The organism is uncultured Bradyrhizobium sp. (assembly GCF_947648125.1).
Classification (GTDB): domain Bacteria; phylum Pseudomonadota; class Alphaproteobacteria; order Rhizobiales; family Xanthobacteraceae; genus Bradyrhizobium.
On record NZ_CANSMR010000003.1, the window covers coordinates 405,584 to 419,746 of the forward strand.

Below are 14,163 nucleotides of genomic sequence, written 5' to 3' on the forward strand. Positions count from 1 at the left end.
TCTATCACATCGAGCAGCCTGTCAATGGGAGATCACGCCGTCAGGCGCTCGAATTGGGGGCGGTCGGTCGCGATCAGGTCCGGCACCGCCCGACACACGCCGCCGGCCTCATCATGCACAATGGAAGCCGGCAGGTTGTGGTACGCTTCAGTCGCTCGTCTCATCAAAGCCAACGCCGGTGGACCGCCGATGAAACTGAGTGCTGCAATCGCCGTCTTCCTGATCTGGACATGCCTCCCTGCGACCGCGCAGCAAGGCGGAGCCGCCCTCTACGCGCAACGCTGTGCGCAATGTCACGACAGCACCAACACCGATATCCGCGCGCCGAGCCGCACCGCGCTGCAATCGAAGTCGTTCGATGAGGTTCTGGGTGCGATCACCACGGGTGCGATGGCATCCTTCGCGCAGGGGCTGACCAACGACGAGCGGGCGGCCATCGCCTCGCTCGTCACCGGCAAGGCCGCCTCGCATGCGTCGGCCGACAGTGCAGGCCAATGCGTACAGAGCGAGGCCGGTTTCCCGCAAGCGATCGATGGGCCACGGTGGAACGGCTGGGGCGCGGATCTCAACAACAGCCGGTTTCAGCCGGCGGCCATGGCCGGCCTCACGCCAGGCCAGGTCTCCCGGTTGCGTCTGAAGTGGGCCTTCGGATTCGCTGACACGTCCAACGCCAACGCTCAACCGACTGTGGTCGGCGGCTTGCTGTTCGTGGGCGGCGGCGACCGCAAGGTCCACGCGCTCGACGCCAAGAGTGGATGCACCCGCTGGGTGTTTCCGACCGAGGCGCCGGTCCGGACGGCTATCAGCGTTGCCCCGCTGGATAATGGTCGGTCCGCCATTTTCTTTGGCGATGTGCGCGCCAACGTCTACGCCGTGAACGCTGCGACCGGTGCGCTGATCTGGAAGAGCAAGGTCGACGATCATCTGGCCGCCCGGATCACCGGTGCCGCAACCTTCCATGCCGGCGTCGTCTATGTCGGCGTCTCATCGATTGAAGAGGCCATCGGGTCCCGCCCCACCTACCAATGCTGCACGTTTCGCGGCAGCGTCGTTGCGTTGAAGGCCGAGACCGGCGCGCAGATCTGGAAGACCTACACCATCGCTGAAGCGCCGCATCCGACACGGACGAACGCCATCGGGACCCAGCTGTTCGGTCCGGCCGGAGCGTCGGTCTGGTCCGCACCGACGATCGATGTTCCGCGCCAGGCGCTCTATGTCGCGACATCGAACAGCTATGCCGACCCTGCAACCGACACCAGCGATGCCATCCTCGCATTCGATCTCGCGACCGGCAGAATGCTTTGGCATCAGCAGGCCACGCCCAAGGACAGCTTCGTCGTTGCGTGTTTCGGCACCGACCAGAGCAACTGTCCGCAGGACCGCGGCCCCGACCACGACTTCGGACAATCGCCCATCCTGGTGACCTTGCATAACGGACAACGCGAGCTGGTCATCGGCCAGAAGTCCGGCGTGGTGCACGCACTCGATCCCGACCATGAGGGCAAGATCCTGTGGCAGACGCGGATCGGCCAGGGAGGCCCATTGGGTGGAACCGAATGGGGCTCCGCAGCGGATCAGGACCGAATCTATGTCGCCAATTCCGATGTGCGGTTCCTGAGGGACGGCTCGAGGCGTCTCAACTCAAGCGAAGGCGGCGGCCTGTTCGGGCTCGATCTTGCGACCGGAAAAATCGCGATGCAGGTGGCGCCGGTTGCCTGTGGCGATCGCCCCCAGTGCAGTCCTGCCCTGTCCGCAGCGGTCACCCTCATTCCCGGCATCGTCTTCTCGGGCGGCGTGAGCGGCTTCTTGCGCGCCTACGCCACCGATGATGCGCGGCTGCTTTGGGAGATCGACACCGCGCGCGACTACACCACGGTGAATGCTGTTCCGGCCCATGGCGGCGCGATGGACGGCCCCGGCGCGGTCATCGTGGATGGCATGCTGTATGTCAATTCCGGCTACGCGCAATGGGGCGGCCTGCCCGGCAACGTTCTGCTGGCCTTCGAGGTCGGCAACCCCTGACAAACGCGATGTCAGCATTTGCGACGGCACGTTGAGCACTACTCGCCACGGGCTATTCGTGCTTTGATGTCGGCTAGGATCGGCTGACAGATCCGACAGGAGGCCTTCTGGTGCTTGGTGACGTGCTAGCAACATCACGTCAGGCGCCTTTACCCTCGCGCCCAACAATCGTCGCGCGTCAGGTTCCGAGCGGGGTCGAATCGAATCAACGGACATGGCTGCCGCGCCCGAAATCGATGCGCATTTCGTTGCGCACAAAAAACACAGAAACTATAAGTGCTTGGAAAGATGGTCGGAGTGGCAGGATTCGAACCTGCGACCCCTGCGTCCCGAACGCAGTGCTCTACCGGGCTGAGCCACACTCCGACTAAGAGGCCGGCTTATAGCGTCGGGTTTCGAGGACCGCAAGGGACCACAAGGCACCCAATTGAGGAATCTAGTCACAGTGGATACAGGCCTGAAAACGCACGTATTGCCCGCAGGCGCCGCCGCCACGGCGACCGCGGCCGGGGTTCTGGCCGAGGGCGGCTTGGTGGCGTTTCCGACCGAGACGGTTTACGGCCTCGGCGCCGACGCCGGCAACGCCGCCGCGATCGCCCGGCTCTACCAGGCCAAGGGCCGGCCGGCCTTCAATCCGCTGATCGCCCATGTCGCCGATCTCGGCGCCGCGCGCCGGATCGCCCTGTTCGACGGGCAGGCCCTGCGCCTGGCGGAAGCATTCTGGCCCGGTCCCCTGACCCTGGTGCTGCCGAAGGCGCTCTCCTGCCCGGTCGCCGAACTCGCAACCGCCGGGCTCGATACGGTCGCGATACGCATTCCGGCCCACAAGGTGGCGCGCGACATCATCAAGGCCTTCGGCGGTGCCGTGGTAGCGCCGTCGGCCAATCTCTCCGGCCATGTCTCACCAACCACGGCCGAGCATGTGAACGTCGATCTGGCGGGCCGGATTGACATGATCGTCGACGGCGGCCCGGTCGAGGTCGGCGTCGAATCCACCATCGTCGGTTGCTTCTCCGATCCGGTGCTGCTGCGGCCGGGCGGGCTGCCGCGCGCCGAGATCGAGCGCGTGCTCGGCCATCCGCTGCAATCGCCGCCGCCCGATGCGGAAAGCGACGCTCAGCCGATCGCCCCGGGCATGCTCGCCTCGCATTATGCGCCGCGGACACCGGTGCGGCTCAATGCCAGCGACGTCCATGTCGGCGAAGCCTTGCTGTCGTTCGGACCGGTCAAGGTCGTGCGGCGCGAATGTGCCTCGGTGGAGATGAACCTGTCCGAGCGCGGCGATCTCGCCGAAGCCGCCGCCAATCTGTTCGGCTACCTTCGTACGCTCGACACGAGAAACGCGGATGCTATCGCAGTGATGCCCATACCCGAGGACGGGCTCGGCGAAGCCATCAATGACCGGCTGCGCCGCGCAGCGGTTGGACGGTAACAAGCATGACCCGGAAACGTGCGAGCCGGTTTTCCCCGCGACAAACGCGAGGCGTTTGCGCAGAGGTCATGCCTCAATAAAGATCCCCGACTGAGTGAAAGACCAAGAAAAAATGAACATCGTCCAATCAGCGGTGCCGCCGCTTCCGCCCGAATTGCTTGCAAAATTCCGCGCCATTGTCGGCGACAAATATGCCGTGACCGATGCCGCCGACATCGAGCCTTACGTCACCGAGGAGCGCGATCTGTTTCACGGCCGCTCGCCGCTGGTGCTGCGCCCGGGCTCGACCGCCGAAGTCGCCGCGATCTGCAAGCTTGCGAGCGAGCACAGGATCGCGCTGGTGCCGCAGGGCGGCAATACGGGCCTGGTCGGCGGCCAGACGCCGCACAATGGCGAGGTCGTGGTGTCGCTGCGGCGCCTCGACAAGATCCGCGACATCGATGTCGAATCCAACACCATGACCTGCGAGGCCGGCGTGGTGCTGCAAATCGCGCAGCAGAAGGCAGCCGACGTCGATCGGCTGTTTCCGCTGTCGCTCGGCGCCGAAGGCAGCTGCACCATCGGCGGCAACCTCTCGACCAATGCCGGCGGCACCGGAGCGCTCGCCTATGGCGTGGCGCGCGAGATGGCCCTCGGCGTCGAGGTCGTGCTCGCGGATGGCCGCGTGCTCAACGCCTTGTCCAAGCTGAAGAAGGACAACACCGGCTACGACCTGCGCAACCTCTTCATCGGCGCCGAAGGCACGCTCGGCATCATCACGGCCGCAACCTTGAAGCTGTTTCCGAAGCCGCGCGCGGTCGAGACCGCCTATGTCGGCCTGAAGTCGCCGGCGGCGGCTCTCAAGCTGCTGTCGATCTCGCGCAACGAGGCGGCAGGCAGCCTGACGAGCTTCGAACTGCTCGCCGACATCGCGGTCGACTTCTCGATCCGCCACGGCATCGACATCCGCGATCCACTGGAGAGCAAGCACGCCTGGTACGTGCTGATGGAATTGTCGTCGTCGCGCGACGATGCCCGCGATGCGCTGGAGGCGATCCTCGCCCAGGGCATGGAAGACGGCATCGTCGATGACGCTGTGATCGCCGCTAATCTGAGCCAGCGCCAGGCGTTTTGGAAACTGCGCGACGAGATGTCGGCGGCGCAGAAGCCGGAGGGCGGCTCGATCAAGCATGACATCTCGGTGCCGGTCGCGGCGGTGCCCGCCTTCATTGCGGAAGCCAATGCGGCGGTCGTGAAGCTGATCCCGGGCGCGCGGCCGGTGCCGTTCGGCCATCTCGGCGACGGTAACATCCACTACAATGTCAGCCAGCCGGTCGGTGCCAACGCGGCCGACTTCCTGGCACGCTGGCACGACGTCAACGCCGTGGTGTTCGAGATCGTGCTGCGGATGGGCGGCTCGATCTCGGCCGAGCACGGCATCGGCGTGCTCAAGCGCGACGAGCTCCCTGACGTCAAGGACAAGGTCGCGATCGAGCTGATGCGGCAGGTCAAGGCGATGCTCGATCCGCTCGGCATCATGAACCCGGGCAAAGTGCTGTAACCGTGCAAGCGACAATGCCCCTCTCCCTCGCCATTGCAGAGATCACCGACGCCGACGTCGCCGCTGTCGTCGCGCTGTGGCAGGCGTGCGGCCTGACCCGGCCGTGGAATGATCCGGCTGCCGACATCGCACTGGCACGGCGCGGACCGAGCTCGGCCGTGCTGGTCGGCCGCAGCTCGGACACGATCGTCGCAACCACGATGGTCGGCCATGACGGCCATCGCGGCTGGGTCTATTACGTCGCCGTCGATCCCAACCGCCAGGGCGAGGGACTCGGCCGCACCATCATGGCGGCGGCCGAAGACTGGCTGCGCAATGCCGGTGTGCCGAAGCTGCAATTGCTGGTGCGACGGGAGAACGCCAAGGCCGGCGCGTTCTACCAATCGCTCGGCTATGAGGAATCGACCTCGGTGATGCTGGCCAAATGGCTCGACGGTCGCGAAGCGGCGTCGTGACGGAATTAAGGATCGACGCATGAGCATCGCCGACCGCGTCCGCGTCAAGGACGTCCAGCTGCTTTCGAAGCGCCGCTACGAGCTGAAGAGCGCGACATTCGACTACCGCCGCAGCAACGGCGAATGGCAGACCCAGGTGCGCGAGGTCTATGACCGCGGCAATGGCGCGGCGCTATTGCCCTACAATCTGAACACCCGCACCGTGGTGCTGGTGCGCCAGTTCCGCTATCCCGCTTTCGCCAACGGCTATGATGATCTCCTGATCGAGGCCGCCGCCGGCATGCTCGACGACGCCGCGCCGGAAGCACGCATCCGTGCAGAGGCGGAGGAAGAGATTGGCTACCGGCTCGTCCATGTGCGCAAGGTGTTCGAAGCCTTCATGACGCCGGGCGCGGTGACCGAGAAGCTGCATTTCTTCGTCGCCGAATACGACGCCGCGATGCGCGTCAGCGATGGCGGTGGGCTCGCCGACGAGGGCGAGGACATCGAGGTGCTGGAGCTCGCGATCGACGACGTGCTCGCCATGATCAGCGATGGCCGCATCGTCGACGGCAAGACCATCATGCTGCTGCAATACGCAGCGCTGCATCTGTTCAAGTGAACGCCGCGCCGTCCCGGCCTGGACCGAGGCGGCTCGCGCGATTAGCTAGACAAAAACATCGAAAACAACCCCATGCACAGTAGCGATGGGGTCACTAAAGCATGATGAGATGAATTTGAATTGGAGCGGCCTCGGAGCTTCACCTCTCCCTTGGGAGAGGTCGGCGCGTAGCGCAGCTGCGCACTGGTGCAGCTCCACACCATGATGCTCTACTGCATCGTGATCGCAAGCCCGCTCAGATCGGCGTTGGCCATCAGGCCGACCTGGTGGCCGGTCAATTCAAGCACCGCGCCCTTCTGATTGGTCAGCACGATCGCGCGGGCACCGCGGCCGACGGCGAGCCCGGCACCCGCCGCGCCGTAGACGCCGGCAACGTCGGACGGACGATTGATGTTGCTGACGCGGCCGCGCAGCACGGTCTTGGAGCCACCGAACACCAGGCCGTAGTCGAGGCCGCCGGTGGAGAGCCGATAGGAGCGGCCGCGGAACGTCAGCACGCCGCTGCCGCCGGAGCCGCCGATGAACCATCCGGCCTTGTAGATCGTGAGCGTCACGAAGCCGCTGTCGGCCCGAGCGGCGGTGGAGAACGCGAGGCCGGTGAAGGCCATCAGTGCGACCAGCGCGGCGCGAAGGGTGGATGAAAGTTTCATGTGCGGTCTCCCCAAGATTTACTCACGTCGATTGGCTCACGTCGCGACGCGGGCACGAATCGCAATGCGCCGACTGTAGCAAGCGCGTCGTCAGGCGCAATTTGGCACAGCAGGCGCCCGTTGGTGAAGGCAATGTCCACGCGAACCGTGTTGAACCTGTTCCCGGGGTTGCAACACTCACTGCATGTCCGGGGCGATCGGCCCCTGAGCTCCAGGATTTCCCTGCGGAGCATTCACTTTTCAAACCGGAGATTTCCCATGCGCCGTCTTGCGATTGCCTGTGCCGCCGTGGCTGCCACTGTGTCCGTGCTTGCCGCGGCAAGCCCCGCCAGCGCCACGCCCTATCATCTGATCCGTTGGCAGGACACCGGCTTCTGCCAGATCTGGGACCAGAGCATTCCGACCACGCCGTGGCCGGCGAATTTCGCCGTCGTCAGCGAGGAGCTGCCGACCTTCGACGCCGCGTTCAGCTACAAGACCGGCCTCCTCAATAACGGCACCTGCTCGTTCTGAGTTCCCCCCCGATCCCGCACAGGGCGGACCCGCGGCAACGGCGCGGCGTCCGCCCTCGTGCTGTCAGGCCGCACGCGATCGCGCGTCAGTGATGCTTGATCAGCGCGTCACGCGCGGCGGCGAGTTCGAGGAATGCCGGGCCGTTGCCGCCGCCGTCGGGATGCACCGTCTTGGCAGCGCGCTTGAACGCCTGGTGGACCTCGGTCGCGGCGAGGCGGCGGCCGAACGGCAGGCCAAGCAATTGCCGGTAGCGCTCTTCCTGCGTCAGCGCCTTCGGCGTCAAGCCACGCCGGCCGAATTGCGGCGCGGACAGCATGTGCAGCGCATCGCTGACGATGCCGAGACGGCGCAGCGCCATCGACCTGGTGCGGCGGTCGGCTGATTTCAGCGCCGCCTGGCGCAGGATCGGCAGCAACTGTGCGGCTGCATGCCGCAGCGTGTCATCGATGTCGGTGGCGGCGATCTCGGCGATCATCCTGGCCATTTCGCGATAGTCGGGATCAGGCGCCGCGCAGAAGCGCTCGATCGCACCTTTCCAGTGTCTGATATTCGGGTCCATGATCGGTCCGTGCTGTCATCCGAATCCGGATAACAGCAACGCGCAAACGCGGCTTGGCGTTTCGGTTGGTGCAGTTTTGAATAGTGTTGTCGGCAACGCTCATAAATCAGAACGAGGAAACACCATGGCCCTTCTCGACAATCACATCGCCGTCATCACCGGCGCAGGCTCGGGCATCGGGCGTGCCATCGCCGCGGGCTACGGCCGCGAGGGTGCGCGCGTGGTGCTGCTCGACATGAACGGCGATGCGGCGGCGGAAGCGGCCAAGGAGATCCGGGACGCCGGCGGCAAGGCGGAGAGCTTTGCGCTCGACGTGACCAATCTCGACGCCTGCATCGCGATGGCAAAGCAAATCGCCGACAAGGTCGGACCTGTCTCGATCCTGGTCAACAATGCCGGCATCGCGCGCCGCAACGGCATGCTTGGCGCCGACGAAGCCGTGATCAAGGATTGGGAAGACATCATCTCGATCAATCTCACCGGCGTCTTCAACGTGACGCACTCCTTCCTCGCGCCGCTGCGCAAGAACAAGGGGCGCATCGTCAATATCGGTTCGATCCAGTCCTTCGTGCATCTGCGCACCCCGAGCTCACCGGCCTATACCGCTTCCAAGCACGGCGTGCTCGGCTTCACCAAGGCATTGGCCGCCGAGCTCGGCAAGGACGGCGTGCGCGTCAACGCGATCGGTCCCGGCTTCATCGAGACGCCGCTGAACGAGAAGGTGCGCGCCTCCAATCCCGACCTCGCGAAAGTCTTCATGGACCACACCCCGCTCGGCCGCGCCGGCAAGCCCGAGGACATCGTCGGCCCCGCGATCTTCCTCGCCTCGGACCTCTCGGCCTATGTCTCGGGATCGATCGTGATGGTCGACGGCGGCTACCGGACACTGTGACGGATGGAACCGCAATCGTGGCGATTTCTGGGTATTTTGCTTACAAAGCAGGGAGTTAGGGGCGCGTTAGGGAATTGTTAACCAAACCGGCACACCGTTGGTTTACGGGGTAGTTGGTTCTCGATGTCTGCGCCTCATCGACGAGGCGGGCGTTGATCGGGAGGAGTCCATGTCTTACGCGTCCACCGTACCGTCGCCGGAAGCACTGCTGCCGTCGCTGGCTCCAAATGAAATCGTCCCATTGCTGATCGGCGCGACCGTCGATGAAGTCGAGCGCGAACTGGTGCTGCAGACGCTCGCACGCTGCGACGGCAACCGCACCCGAGCCGCGCGCGTGCTCGGATTGTCGGTCCGGACCTTGCGGAACAAGATCCGCGAATATTCGGCCGACGGCATCGACGTGCCGCACAGCGAGCACGCCGCGGCCTAGATCGGCAGCTCGATCGCAAGACGCCGCCAGCGCGACAGCAACGCGCTGGCCCCGTCACCGAGGCAGCGTGCGAGACGCACGTCTGCCACCGCGGTCCGTTGCAGCGTCTGGCCCACCAGTGCGGTCGCATAGTCCCAATAGCCGCGCCGGCCGATCGGATCCGCCGCGACCAGGGATTTTGCGAGGATCTCGACATAGATCGCGGTGGCAGCCTTGTGCCAGAGCTGACCTGCGCACACCTCCGCAGAGGCCGCGCCGGCCCGCTCCTGCCACATCAGCCAGTAGCTTTCTTCTCCATTTGCCCGATCCGACGTCGGCAGTGATGGATCAAGACATGGCGAGCGGCACGCGAGTGGCCGCATCGTGCGCGCGTCGCAGAACACGGAATAGTCGAGCTTGTCGTACCAGCTTACGCGCAGCAATCGGCGGATCTCGTCCGGCTCATCCGCCGCGAGCTGCCGCCTGCCGGTCCGCTCCAGATCGGCGATGATCGCGGCTATGCGATCGCGATCGAATGGCTCGACCTCGAGCACCACGCCGACATTGTTCGGAAACAGCGCATCGAGCATGGCGACCGTCTCGCGATAGAACGCGCGCGCCAGGCCGCCGCCGCGCCACGCCTTCCCGATGCCGACATGGTTGCAAAAGATCAGGTCGCTTGCGTGATCGTAGGTGAAGAAGCCGAGCCCGACCGCGCGCCCGGCGCCGGCACGCAGGATAAAGCAGCGCGAGTCGAGACGATAGGACATCTCGTGGCTGCCGACGCTGAAGTGACGCCGCTCGCCGACATCATCCGACAACAGCCAGCGCACGATGTCGTCCGCGCTGTCGCGCTCGCTCGCGGGGAACAGCTCCTCATAGAGCTCGAGCACACCCGTGCTGCGAAAAGCCGCTTCGTCAAGCACATCGTGCCGCGTCGCGACGATGTGGAGCCGTTGCAGTTCGCCCGCGGCTTCGCGGTACATGCCGTCCAGAACCCGCAACACGCCCTCCGTTGTCATATGCGCATGGAATTATGACTGTTGATCGCTTGCATCGGCGGCGGCAGGCAGAATTGAAGCCGTCCTCCAACCTCTGTTACAAGCGGCTTCAAATCGCGACGGAGCATATCAGTGGCTGACGAGACAGTTTCCCGCCAGGGGTCACGAGGGGCGCAGGGGCCGCAGGGCCGTCAGGGCGAGCCGGGAAAGCCCGGACCGCAGGGACATCCGGGGCGGCCGGGGCCGGAAGGTGCGCGCGGCAAGCCGGGCCCGCAGGGCAAGGCTGGCGTGGTCGGAAAGGCTGGCCCCCAGGGCAAGCCGGGCGCGCAAGGCAAGGCTGGCGTGCAGGGTCCACGCGGCGAATCTGGTCCACAGGGCCCGCAGGGTCCGGCCGGCCCGCGTGGCGAAGCCGGCCCGCCCGGCCAATTGCCATCGATCGAGCAGGTGATGCCGTGGCTGCACATGATCTTCGACGCCTGGGAAGACTACAAGCGCACCAAGGAGCGTGAAGCCGCAGAGCTCGCCGAACGCGATGCAGCCGAGCGCGCGGCAGCCGAGGCGATCGCCCTTGACGTCGACGCGATCGATTTCGCTGATGATGACGACGAGGACGACGATCACAAGAAAAAGAAGAAGCACCGCAAGAAGGACAAGAAGTAATCCTCCTTGTCATCGCGCAGCGACACGGCCAGCTGTATCCGTGTCGCGCTTGATGCTCACCGCTCCGTGCCCGAATTGGCCGGAGGGTCGGAAGGCCGGGCGAGGTGCATGAGTTGGAAGACCCAGCGCATCGCGTAATACCAGCCAACACCCGCGAACGCCCCGCAGGCTGACAGGATGATGACGTTGGCGAGGTCGATCGTGCCGCTCGACGACAGCATGCCGCAGGTCCAGAGAACGGCGAACGCAATCGAACAGAGTATGAGCAGGGCGGCAGGCTTCACGGCGTTTGCTCCGGGACCGGGGGTGAACGGCCATGATGCCCGGAGGCAAGGCGCCCTACCGTGACCTGCATCACGGAATGCCCCGCCTCAGCCGAACCGCAGCCGCGAACGCTCCCTCGCCTTCTCCGCCTCGATCTCGCGATCGCGCGCTGGCGCCGTGGTCTGCAACGAGATCAGGAGCCTGCGCGCGGCGTCCGAGACCTCGGTCACGGCAAGGTTGAAGGCGGCCTCATTGGCCTGCGACGGCTTGTTGAAGCCGGACAGTTTGCGCACGAATTGCAGCGCCGAGGCGTGGATTTCGTCCTCGGTGGCGGGCGGCTCGAAGTTGAACAGCGTCTTGATATTGCGGCACATGTCGGTCTCCCTCGCCCGCACCTCGGGGCTCGTGTCTTAAAGACGATCGGCTGCTGCAAAATACGACATCGTGGTCTATTCTGGCAGCCTCATCGTCCACGGCGCAAACGAGGTTCCGGATGAGCCACGTGATCTATAAGGTCGTCCAGCACGATGGCGGCTGGGCCTATACCGTCAACGGGGTGTTCTCGGAGCCGTTTCCAACTCATGCCGCGGCGCTTGCCGCCGCCCGGCGCGCCGCCAACGAACAGCGCGTTCCCGGACGCACCGAGGCGATCCAGTACGAGACCTCGGACGGCAAATGGCTGACCGAAACCGCCTCCGGCAATGACCGTCCCGAGACCGAGGTCGAGGACGGCCGCTAGCACGGTCTCGCGGCTTCAGAATGGAACCTGCACGCCGAGCCGATCGAAGAACGCCCGCCCCCGGTCGGTGATCCGCAACGCGCGCGGAATCCGATGCGGCGCAACGCCGCGCATCGCGACCAGCCGCGCCAGCACCGCATTGGCGAACGGACCTGCGAGATGCGGCACGCGCTCGGTCCAGTCATTGCAGAGCCGCAGATGCGGCTGCCGTGCCGGATCGAAATCGATCTCTTCGGCACGGCACCAGGCCAGCCCCTGCTCGGTCACGCGACCGTCGCGGCCGTCGATGAGGACGAGGCGGCGGCGCACCAGCGCATTCGACAGCAGCACGCCGAGCTGGCCCGCCAGATGATGGTAGCAGGTGCGCGATTGCCTGAGCTGCTCGGCGGGCATCGCCCGCTTGCGCCCGGCAGTGGCTTTCGCCGCAAGATCGACCAGGTTCTCGATCAACGCCGCGACGTCGTCGTCCCTGATCCGGTAATATCTGAACCTGCCCTGTGCCCACACCGACAGCACGCGCGCATCCACCAGCTTCTGCAGATGCGCACTGGCGCCTTGCGGCGAAATGCCGGCCACCGCGGCAAGCTCGCCGGCCGGCAGCGCCTTGCCGTCGGCCAGCGCGCTGACCATGGCCTCGCGCACCGGATCGCCCAATGCCTCGGCGATCCGCGAAAATCCCGTCTGCACGGATTGGGATGATCTCACTACATCGTCCTCCGGGTCGCGCAAGAACGTCCTAGCCGCATTCGCCGCGCCCTGAAACTCATTTCAGATTTTCCTGAAACGTTGCGACGGCCTCTTCCGCTCAAATCGGCGCCATCAGACAAAGCGCAAGGGAACAATCATGACAGAAGGCAGCGGCGACGCGGAACGTATCTACAGGCTCTGGGACCAGGCCCTCGGCAACAAGGACCTCGAGGCAGCGCTGGCGCTCTATGCGCAAGACGCCTCGATCGAAAGCCCGCTGGTCCAGCATTTGATGCAGGCCAAAGACGGGATCGTCCAGGGCCGCGACGCATTGCGCGAGTTCATCACGCGCGTGTTCCGCACCAACCCGCCGCAGCGACGGCGTTTCAAGCAGGGTTTCTTCAGCGACGGCCGAATTCTGACCTGGGAATATCCGCGCCGGTCTCCGGACGGCGACCAGATGGATCTCGTCGAGGTCATGGAGATCAAGGACGGCCTGATCCAGCGTCACCGTGTCTATTGGGGATGGTACGCGCTGAACGTGCTAAGAGCGAGCTGAACACAGCTTCGCCAGCCGCGCGGCGCAGCTCTCGGACAACGCTTCCCCGTCATGCTAGGCTTGCGTCGAAGCGGCTGGACAAACGTGCCGCGCGTGGGGAGAAGCACCATGATCCGTTTGTGCGCGGCGCTTCTGGCCGCCCTCGTCTCGATGTCGGTACCGGCCATGGCTGCAGATTACCCCACGCCGCAGGATGGCGAGTGGGTCGCGAAGGACTTCAAGTTTCACAGCGGCGAGGTGATGCCGGAACTGCGGCTGCACTACACCACGGTCGGCGCGCCGACCGGGCAGCCGGTGCTGGTGCTGCACGGCTCCGGCGGCTCGGCCGCCAGTATGCTGACGCCGACCTTTGCCGGCCAGCTGTTCGGCCCGGGCCAGCCGCTCGACGCGACGAAATACTTCATCATCATCCCCGACGGCATCGGCCACGGCAAATCGTCGAAGCCGTCGGATGCGATGCGCACGAGCTTTCCAAAATACGACTACAACGACATGGTCGACGCGCAGTACCGTCTGGTCACCGAAGGGCTCGGCATCAAGCATCTGCGGCTCGTTATCGGCAATTCGATGGGCGGCATGCACACCTGGATCTGGGGCGTGCGCTATCCGCAGATGATGGACGCCCTGGTGCCGATGGCTTCGCAACCGACTGCGGTGGCGGCGCGCAACTGGATCCTGCGGCGGACGATGCTGGAAACGATCCGCAACGATCCCGATTACAATGGCGGCAACTACACGAGCCAGCCGCGGATGATGAAATACGCCATCGCAGCCTATCGCTTCGCCAGCGCCGGCGGCACGCTCGGCTATCAGACGCTGGCGCCGTCAGCGACGCAGGCCGACAAGATGGTCGATGACCAGCTGGCATTGCCGGTCACCGCAGACGCCAATGATTACATCTATCAATGGGAGGCCTCGCACGACTACGATCCGTCGGCGGGAATGGAGAAGATCGAAGCCACCCTGCTTGCGATCAACGCGGCCGACGATGAGCGCAATCCGCCGGAGACCGGCGTCACCGAGGCGGCGGTGAAGCGGATCAAGAACGGCAAGATTGATCTGATCCCGGCGAGCAGCGAGACCCGCGGCCACCTCACGACCGGCGATGCCAAATTCTATGCCAGGCAGTTGCAGGAGCTGCTGCAGACGGCGCCGCAACGAACGATGTAGCGATCGGGAT

At 65.1% G+C, this 14,163-nt stretch carries 18 protein-coding genes and 1 tRNA gene; 12 read left to right on the forward strand and 7 right to left on the reverse strand.

The window, feature by feature from the left end:
• Positions 1-189: 189 nt before the first annotated feature.
• Positions 190-2,022, forward strand: coding sequence for a PQQ-binding-like beta-propeller repeat protein (locus tag Q0030_RS08855; RefSeq protein ID WP_298365507.1), 1,833 nt, complete (start codon positions 190-192; stop codon positions 2,020-2,022).
• Between the two features lie 289 nt (positions 2,023-2,311).
• Here Q0030_RS08855 and Q0030_RS08860 read toward each other — a convergent pair.
• Positions 2,312-2,388 (reverse strand) — tRNA-Pro (locus Q0030_RS08860).
• 79 nt (positions 2,389-2,467) lie between these two features.
• Here Q0030_RS08860 and Q0030_RS08865 point away from each other — a divergent pair.
• The 4 genes from Q0030_RS08865 (at position 2,468) to Q0030_RS08880 (ending at position 6,050) form a co-directional block, all read left to right on the forward strand.
• The gene (locus tag Q0030_RS08865) at positions 2,468-3,454 is read left to right on the forward strand and encodes an L-threonylcarbamoyladenylate synthase (protein ID WP_298365509.1); all 987 of its coding nucleotides are present in this window, start codon (positions 2,468-2,470) and stop codon (positions 3,452-3,454) included.
• 112 nt (positions 3,455-3,566) lie between these two features.
• Complete coding sequence (locus Q0030_RS08870) at positions 3,567-4,994, forward strand: FAD-binding oxidoreductase (RefSeq protein ID WP_097672843.1); 1,428 nt, start codon at positions 3,567-3,569, stop codon at positions 4,992-4,994.
• Between the two features lie 14 nt (positions 4,995-5,008).
• The gene (locus Q0030_RS08875; protein ID WP_298365514.1) at positions 5,009-5,449 is read left to right on the forward strand and encodes a GNAT family acetyltransferase; all 441 of its coding nucleotides are present in this window, start codon (positions 5,009-5,011) and stop codon (positions 5,447-5,449) included.
• 19 nt (positions 5,450-5,468) lie between these two features.
• A complete protein-coding gene (locus tag Q0030_RS08880) occupies positions 5,469-6,050 on the forward strand; it encodes a GDP-mannose pyrophosphatase (RefSeq protein ID WP_298365516.1) in 582 nt (193 codons plus the stop codon).
• Positions 6,051-6,259: 209 nt separating this feature from the next.
• Here Q0030_RS08880 and Q0030_RS08885 read toward each other — a convergent pair whose 3' ends face one another.
• Positions 6,260-6,700: a hypothetical protein gene (locus Q0030_RS08885; protein ID WP_298365518.1), complete on the reverse strand. Its 441-nt coding sequence runs from the start codon at positions 6,698-6,700 to the stop codon at positions 6,260-6,262.
• Between the two features lie 258 nt (positions 6,701-6,958).
• Here Q0030_RS08885 and Q0030_RS08890 point away from each other — a divergent pair, with 258 nt between their 5' ends.
• The gene (locus Q0030_RS08890) at positions 6,959-7,213 is read left to right on the forward strand and encodes a hypothetical protein (protein WP_298365520.1); all 255 of its coding nucleotides are present in this window, start codon (positions 6,959-6,961) and stop codon (positions 7,211-7,213) included.
• Positions 7,214-7,298: 85 nt separating this feature from the next.
• Here the strand turns inward: Q0030_RS08890 and Q0030_RS08895 are convergent, their stop codons facing one another.
• On the reverse strand, positions 7,299-7,772 hold the full coding sequence (locus Q0030_RS08895) for a hypothetical protein (protein ID WP_298365522.1): 474 nt from the start codon (positions 7,770-7,772) through the stop codon (positions 7,299-7,301).
• Between the two features lie 124 nt (positions 7,773-7,896).
• Between Q0030_RS08895 and Q0030_RS08900 the strand changes: the two genes are divergently transcribed.
• A complete protein-coding gene (locus Q0030_RS08900) occupies positions 7,897-8,664 on the forward strand; it encodes an SDR family oxidoreductase (RefSeq protein WP_298365525.1) in 768 nt (255 codons plus the stop codon).
• A 169-nt stretch (positions 8,665-8,833) separates the two neighbouring features.
• On the forward strand, positions 8,834-9,094 hold the full coding sequence (locus tag Q0030_RS08905; RefSeq protein ID WP_021076090.1) for a helix-turn-helix domain-containing protein: 261 nt from the start codon (positions 8,834-8,836) through the stop codon (positions 9,092-9,094).
• Here Q0030_RS08905 and Q0030_RS08910 read toward each other — a convergent pair.
• Positions 9,091-10,077: a hypothetical protein gene (locus Q0030_RS08910; RefSeq protein WP_298365529.1), complete on the reverse strand. Its 987-nt coding sequence runs from the start codon at positions 10,075-10,077 to the stop codon at positions 9,091-9,093. The two genes, Q0030_RS08905 and Q0030_RS08910, sit on opposite strands and share 4 nt — an antisense overlap.
• A gap of 129 nt (positions 10,078-10,206) precedes the next feature.
• Here Q0030_RS08910 and Q0030_RS08915 point away from each other — a divergent pair, with 129 nt between their 5' ends.
• Positions 10,207-10,734, forward strand: a complete 528-nt coding sequence (locus tag Q0030_RS08915; RefSeq protein ID WP_298365531.1) for a collagen-like protein — start codon at positions 10,207-10,209, stop codon at positions 10,732-10,734.
• A 56-nt stretch (positions 10,735-10,790) separates the two neighbouring features.
• On the opposite strand, the gene Q0030_RS08920 is transcribed toward Q0030_RS08915, so the two are convergent.
• Positions 10,791-11,018, reverse strand: coding sequence for a hypothetical protein (locus Q0030_RS08920; RefSeq protein WP_298365533.1), 228 nt, complete (start codon positions 11,016-11,018; stop codon positions 10,791-10,793).
• An 87-nt stretch (positions 11,019-11,105) separates the two neighbouring features.
• Positions 11,106-11,372 carry a DUF2277 domain-containing protein gene (locus tag Q0030_RS08925; RefSeq protein WP_298365536.1) on the reverse strand — a complete coding sequence of 89 codons (267 nt, stop codon included), beginning with the start codon at positions 11,370-11,372 and terminating at the stop codon, positions 11,106-11,108.
• A gap of 119 nt (positions 11,373-11,491) precedes the next feature.
• Between Q0030_RS08925 and Q0030_RS08930 the strand changes: the two genes are divergently transcribed.
• Positions 11,492-11,737 carry a DUF2188 domain-containing protein gene (locus Q0030_RS08930; RefSeq protein ID WP_016840968.1) on the forward strand — a complete coding sequence of 82 codons (246 nt, stop codon included), beginning with the start codon at positions 11,492-11,494 and terminating at the stop codon, positions 11,735-11,737.
• A gap of 15 nt (positions 11,738-11,752) precedes the next feature.
• Here the strand turns inward: Q0030_RS08930 and Q0030_RS08935 are convergent, their stop codons facing one another.
• Positions 11,753-12,442, reverse strand: coding sequence for a metalloregulator ArsR/SmtB family transcription factor (locus Q0030_RS08935; RefSeq protein WP_298365540.1), 690 nt, complete (start codon positions 12,440-12,442; stop codon positions 11,753-11,755).
• Between the two features lie 139 nt (positions 12,443-12,581).
• Between Q0030_RS08935 and Q0030_RS08940 the strand changes: the two genes are divergently transcribed.
• Both Q0030_RS08940 and Q0030_RS08945 read left to right on the forward strand, forming a co-directional pair.
• On the forward strand, positions 12,582-12,983 hold the full coding sequence (locus tag Q0030_RS08940; RefSeq protein ID WP_298365542.1) for a nuclear transport factor 2 family protein: 402 nt from the start codon (positions 12,582-12,584) through the stop codon (positions 12,981-12,983).
• Between the two features lie 108 nt (positions 12,984-13,091).
• Entirely contained in the window at positions 13,092-14,153 is a 1,062-nt protein-coding gene (locus Q0030_RS08945; RefSeq protein ID WP_298365545.1) for an alpha/beta fold hydrolase, read from the forward strand.
• Positions 14,154-14,163: the final 10 nt, after the last annotated feature.

Coding starts and splice junctions, on each gene's coding strand:
- Q0030_RS08880 (WP_298365516.1), top strand. CDS start 5,469: ATGAGCATCGCCGACCGCGTCCGCGTCAAGGACGTCCAGCTGCTTTCG.
- Q0030_RS08900 (WP_298365525.1), top strand. CDS start 7,897: ATGGCCCTTCTCGACAATCACATCGCCGTCATCACCGGCGCAGGCTCG.
- Q0030_RS08945 (WP_298365545.1), top strand. CDS start 13,092: ATGATCCGTTTGTGCGCGGCGCTTCTGGCCGCCCTCGTCTCGATGTCG.
- Q0030_RS08870 (WP_097672843.1), top strand. CDS start 3,567: ATGAACATCGTCCAATCAGCGGTGCCGCCGCTTCCGCCCGAATTGCTT.
- Q0030_RS08925 (WP_298365536.1), bottom strand. CDS start 11,372: ATGTGCCGCAATATCAAGACGCTGTTCAACTTCGAGCCGCCCGCCACC.
- Q0030_RS08875 (WP_298365514.1), top strand. CDS start 5,009: ATGCCCCTCTCCCTCGCCATTGCAGAGATCACCGACGCCGACGTCGCC.
- Q0030_RS08890 (WP_298365520.1), top strand. CDS start 6,959: ATGCGCCGTCTTGCGATTGCCTGTGCCGCCGTGGCTGCCACTGTGTCC.
- Q0030_RS08930 (WP_016840968.1), top strand. CDS start 11,492: ATGAGCCACGTGATCTATAAGGTCGTCCAGCACGATGGCGGCTGGGCC.
- Q0030_RS08855 (WP_298365507.1), top strand. CDS start 190: ATGAAACTGAGTGCTGCAATCGCCGTCTTCCTGATCTGGACATGCCTC.
- Q0030_RS08905 (WP_021076090.1), top strand. CDS start 8,834: ATGTCTTACGCGTCCACCGTACCGTCGCCGGAAGCACTGCTGCCGTCG.
- Q0030_RS08885 (WP_298365518.1), bottom strand. CDS start 6,700: ATGAAACTTTCATCCACCCTTCGCGCCGCGCTGGTCGCACTGATGGCC.
- Q0030_RS08895 (WP_298365522.1), bottom strand. CDS start 7,772: ATGGACCCGAATATCAGACACTGGAAAGGTGCGATCGAGCGCTTCTGC.
- Q0030_RS08940 (WP_298365542.1), top strand. CDS start 12,582: ATGACAGAAGGCAGCGGCGACGCGGAACGTATCTACAGGCTCTGGGAC.